At 45.5% G+C, this 4,043-nt stretch carries 3 protein-coding genes; 2 read left to right on the plus strand and 1 reads right to left on the minus strand.

From position 1 onward, the window contains the following. Positions 1-675 (plus strand): trans-aconitate 2-methyltransferase (locus ACEW8P_RS24085; RefSeq protein WP_373515611.1); only part of this gene is annotated, 675 nt, incomplete at its 5' end. Between the two features lie 48 nt (positions 676-723). Beyond that, positions 724-2,493, plus strand: a complete 1,770-nt coding sequence (locus ACEW8P_RS24090; RefSeq protein ID WP_373515612.1) for a glycosyltransferase family 39 protein — start codon at positions 724-726, stop codon at positions 2,491-2,493. A 33-nt stretch (positions 2,494-2,526) separates the two neighbouring features. Here the strand turns inward: ACEW8P_RS24090 and ACEW8P_RS24095 are convergent, their stop codons facing one another. Further along, positions 2,527-3,873 (minus strand): SBBP repeat-containing protein, encoded by a 1,347-nt coding sequence (locus ACEW8P_RS24095; RefSeq protein WP_373515613.1) that lies wholly within the window; start codon positions 3,871-3,873, stop codon positions 2,527-2,529. Positions 3,874-4,043 lie beyond the last annotated feature (170 nt).

Consider the following 4,043-nt stretch of genomic DNA (forward strand, 5'->3'; position numbering starts at 1 on the left):
ACGACCAATGCCCAGTTTTCATCGCACGTCGCCAACAAGCGTATCTCCGACGAAATATTCAAATTTATAAAACCGGAATACGAGACACTGATCGACATTGGCTGCGGCGACGGCGTTTATACCAATAATATCAAGCAAAACTTTCCCCACCTGGAAGTTACGGGTTTCGATCCCGCCGAAAAGGCTATCGAAATTGCCTCTAAAAACTACCCTGATGTTAAGTTTGACACGATCAATCTTCTTGACCCAAACCTTCCCGTGCCGGAAAAGAAGTACGACGTCGGGGTGATTCGTGGGGTACTTCACCACTTAGCCGATCAGCAATTAGCCCTGAGAAACGCCTTCAAACTGGCCGACAACATCATCATCATGGAGCCCAATGGGAACAATCCCATTCTGAAACTGATCGAGAAAACCTCTAAGTACCACATCGAACACGAAGAGCAGTCTTTCTTCGAATGGCAGCTCAAAAAATGGATTCGCCACGCCGGAGGTCAGGTAGACCATTGGTCATACGTAGGCTTTGTTCCTTTCTTCTTCCCAACGGGACCCGCCAAGCTTATTTATGCTATACAGCCTTTCCTGGAAAAAGTACCCGTGATCAAACACGTGTTCTCGGCTCAGTTCATCATCGCCTGTTCACTCAACAAGATACCCGTTCACGTAAAAAAGTGAACATAAAACTACGATAGCTCGAAATCAATTGCCGCCGATTTTTGCTGAATGAAATTCCCGCCCAAGTACCTTTTTATCTCTATTGTAGTACTGGCTTTTGCGCTGCGGGTTTACAAATCCGGGAGCTATGGTATTTTTCTGGACGAGAAATACACCATGGTCATTTCGCAGGGCGTGGTTATGGAAGGGGCCAATCAAAAAGATGTCTTTTTCACGCCGGGCAAAAAGTACTTTACTCCCAGGGAGTTTTGGAAGGAAAAGAACTTCGGCGATTTTATCGAAGCCAATATTCGGGGCGACATCGGCAACAGCCCTGCTTACTACGGCGTGTTCTGGGTTTGGACTAAGTTATTCGGACTAAGCGACTTTGCGGTACGTTTTCTTTCCGTGATTTTCAGCACCCTGATCGTGGCGCTGCTCTATGTCTTCGTCATGCGGCACTTCCAATCGGAGCCTTTGGCTTTGCTAAGTGCCTTCCTCGCCGCTATCGAACCCTTTTTTGTGGCTTACAGTCATCAGGCGCGAAACTACTCGATGAGTTTTTTCCTGACGCTGTTGGCTACCCACCTTTTCTTACTGATCATCGAGTATTACCAGCGTGAATCTTCCCCTTCGAAGATACCTCTGAGGCTTTACCTATTTTACGGATTGGTGTTTGTGACGAGCCTGCTCTCCCACTACCTCACCCTGACGGTTTTCCTGTGTCACGGGCTTTATGCCCTGTTTTTCCTGCGTCCCGTCAAGCGTTGGGTACCATTTGTACTGACAGCGGTAGTTGGGGTGGGGCTGGTGTCGCTTTGGTTTATTTTCGGTGGTGGCAAGTACACCTTCCAGACCCTCGCTTACCAGGCGAAACTCTACGGCGAATTGGCCCAAACCCATCCTTACGATAATCCTTTCGCGATCATCCTGCCCGCCACGCTGACCAATGTGGGCATCAAATCGTCCCCTATTTGGGCTGATTTGCTTATGTTCTCCAATGGACTAGGACAAATCGACACGCTTGGGATCAGAAATATGGCTTTGGCTTTAGCCTTTGGTTTGGGCGCGACCTGGTTGCTGCACAGCTACCTTAAAGGTTCGAATCGTCCATTATGGTTGGTGGCGATCTTTGGGCTATTGCTGGTCGCCGCTATGCCGCTTTACACCGTCCCACGCTTGCAGTATGTGGTACTGGCGGCCTTTCCAGCGTTCATTTATCTGTGGGTACTTTACCTCCGTACCACCGACACCAAGACCTCCCTGCTATGGTTCACGGGTATTTTGGCCGTAGTACCTACGCTTTTTTTGGTGGTCATGTCTTTCAAGAACAACCATACTTACGGCTTGACCCAACGGTACTCTGGTTTTTCCTTTCCGTACTCGATCATCTTTGTGGCCATGATGCTTCGGGAATTATTGCGAATTCCCAAGCCTATGCAATTGGTTTTAGGAGTAGTGTTGGGAATCCAGGCTTACTTTATTGGGAATCTGCTGATTAGAATCTACCAGGATCGCGACCCGAAGTACACTTACTTTGTCAATCCGCGTGGACCGAACCCTTACATGCTCACCGCCGAAAAAATTATCGAAAATTACGCCCCCGGTGACACCGTTCTTTATCCTTCTGTCAAGCTCAATCCGCGCGATGAAATCGAGCGGACGCACTCGCCCTACGCGATTCAGGACGCGCAGTTGACCAACCTGTACCTACCTAAAGACGCCGAATACTACCAGCGCATGGACACGACGCAAACCGATAAGGTGCTTTTGATTAAAGGCAATACAGGAGAACGGGTAGTTATCTTCGATTTTCAGGGGCAGAAGTATCGGTATTGATGAAAATTAAAACTGCCTGAATTCATACAGTTTTTACTCTTTATACCTGGTTACAAACATATTACTTCCCTCAGATTCAAGAGGAGTATCAGCCAATGTAATTGATACTTTTTTGGTTGGTTTCAATTCGCCAGCAAGTGTTCCTGTCAGGTAAATATTGCCGTTGTTACCCAATGTGATGGCAAATGGGATTTCATCCACTTTACCTCCATCTCTTCTGGCCCACTGAAAATTTCCGTTGGTAGAGTACTTTACCAGTAGAATATCTGACAGTCCTTCCGATTTGAAGGTTTGTCCTTCAATTGTCGTTTGGGAGGTAAAATTGCTCGTTAAATAAATATTTCCATCAGAACTGGCCGCCAGAGACGAAAAACCGCTTCTTGATCCTTCTTTTCTCCACTCTACATTGCCTCCTTTACTCAATTTTACGATGTCAAACCCGGTTTCCGTTAGAGTTGTTGTAAAAATATTTCCATTCACATCAGTTACCAATGGCCCGCCAAACTCCTTGGTTACCCACTTCAAATCACCTTTCCCGTTATATTTTACCAAGTAATTATTGCCATAATATTTCTTACTCTCCCCGGTTAAAGTAGTTCCTTCGAAAGAGGCTTTGTCAGTAAAAATACCACTCGCTACGACATTTCCTTCAGGATCAATTGCTACGTGATATCCTTGGTCATCATCGTTGCCACCAACCTGCTTAGCCCATTGGAAGCTTCCATCTGAACTTATTTTAGTAATAAAACCATCACTGCTACTCTCAGACTGAGGTCCTTTCATCAATGATTTGAAAACGTCCTTTCCAAAAGCTGCCGTTCCACTGAAATAACCTGTCAACGCTATGTTTCCATCGCGATCAATGGCAATTCCCCTGCCAGCAATTCCTTGTTCCTTTTCTTCCGTCCCAACGGCATTGAGCCAAACCAACTTTCCATTCTGATCATATTTTATAAGAATAACTCTTCCCTTCCCATTGACGAGGGATCTGTCATAATCGGCTGCCTTACCGAAAAAACCAGTCACATACACATTTCCATTGTTGTCGAGTGCGAGACCGCTGGCTGCTCCAGAGATACCGATCTGCTCTACCCACATTATCTTTCCAAGTGGGTTGTATTTTGCCAGAAAAGGCATACGTTCTACGCCCGAATCAAGCGAAACTTGATCAAATGCTACACTAAATTTGTAATCGCCTACAACGTAAACGTTTCCTAACGCATCAACCGCAATAGCTTCACCGCTCGATGAACCTCCTATTGCGTTCCAGGCTTTGTTTTCAAATGCAGCCACAACGGGCGCCGGATCAGGGAGATGGTCTTTACAGGAATTTGTAACGACTCCAATCAAAGTAAACAGAATAAAAACTTTTGTTTTCATAGTGGTGAGGCTAAGGAAGTTGGATAATGAAGCGAAATATAAATAAATATCCGATTTTCATCGCCTAAAATATTTTCAAAACCCTTTTTTGAAAAGGATGTAGAAATCAATTAGTTATTCATTATACAAAGGGAATTTGACTCGACTTTTAGGGGTAAAAGTATTGGTAA

The sequence above is a fragment of the Persicitalea sp. genome, assembly GCF_041751555.1.
Taxonomy (GTDB): Bacteria; Bacteroidota; Bacteroidia; order Cytophagales; family Spirosomataceae; genus Persicitalea.

Bases quoted from the DNA above. Each gene is read 5' to 3' on its own strand.
- ACEW8P_RS24095 (WP_373515613.1), bottom strand. From the start codon at position 3,873: ATGAAAACAAAAGTTTTTATTCTGTTTACTTTGATTGGAGTCGTTACA.
- ACEW8P_RS24090 (WP_373515612.1), top strand. From the start codon at position 724: ATGAAATTCCCGCCCAAGTACCTTTTTATCTCTATTGTAGTACTGGCT.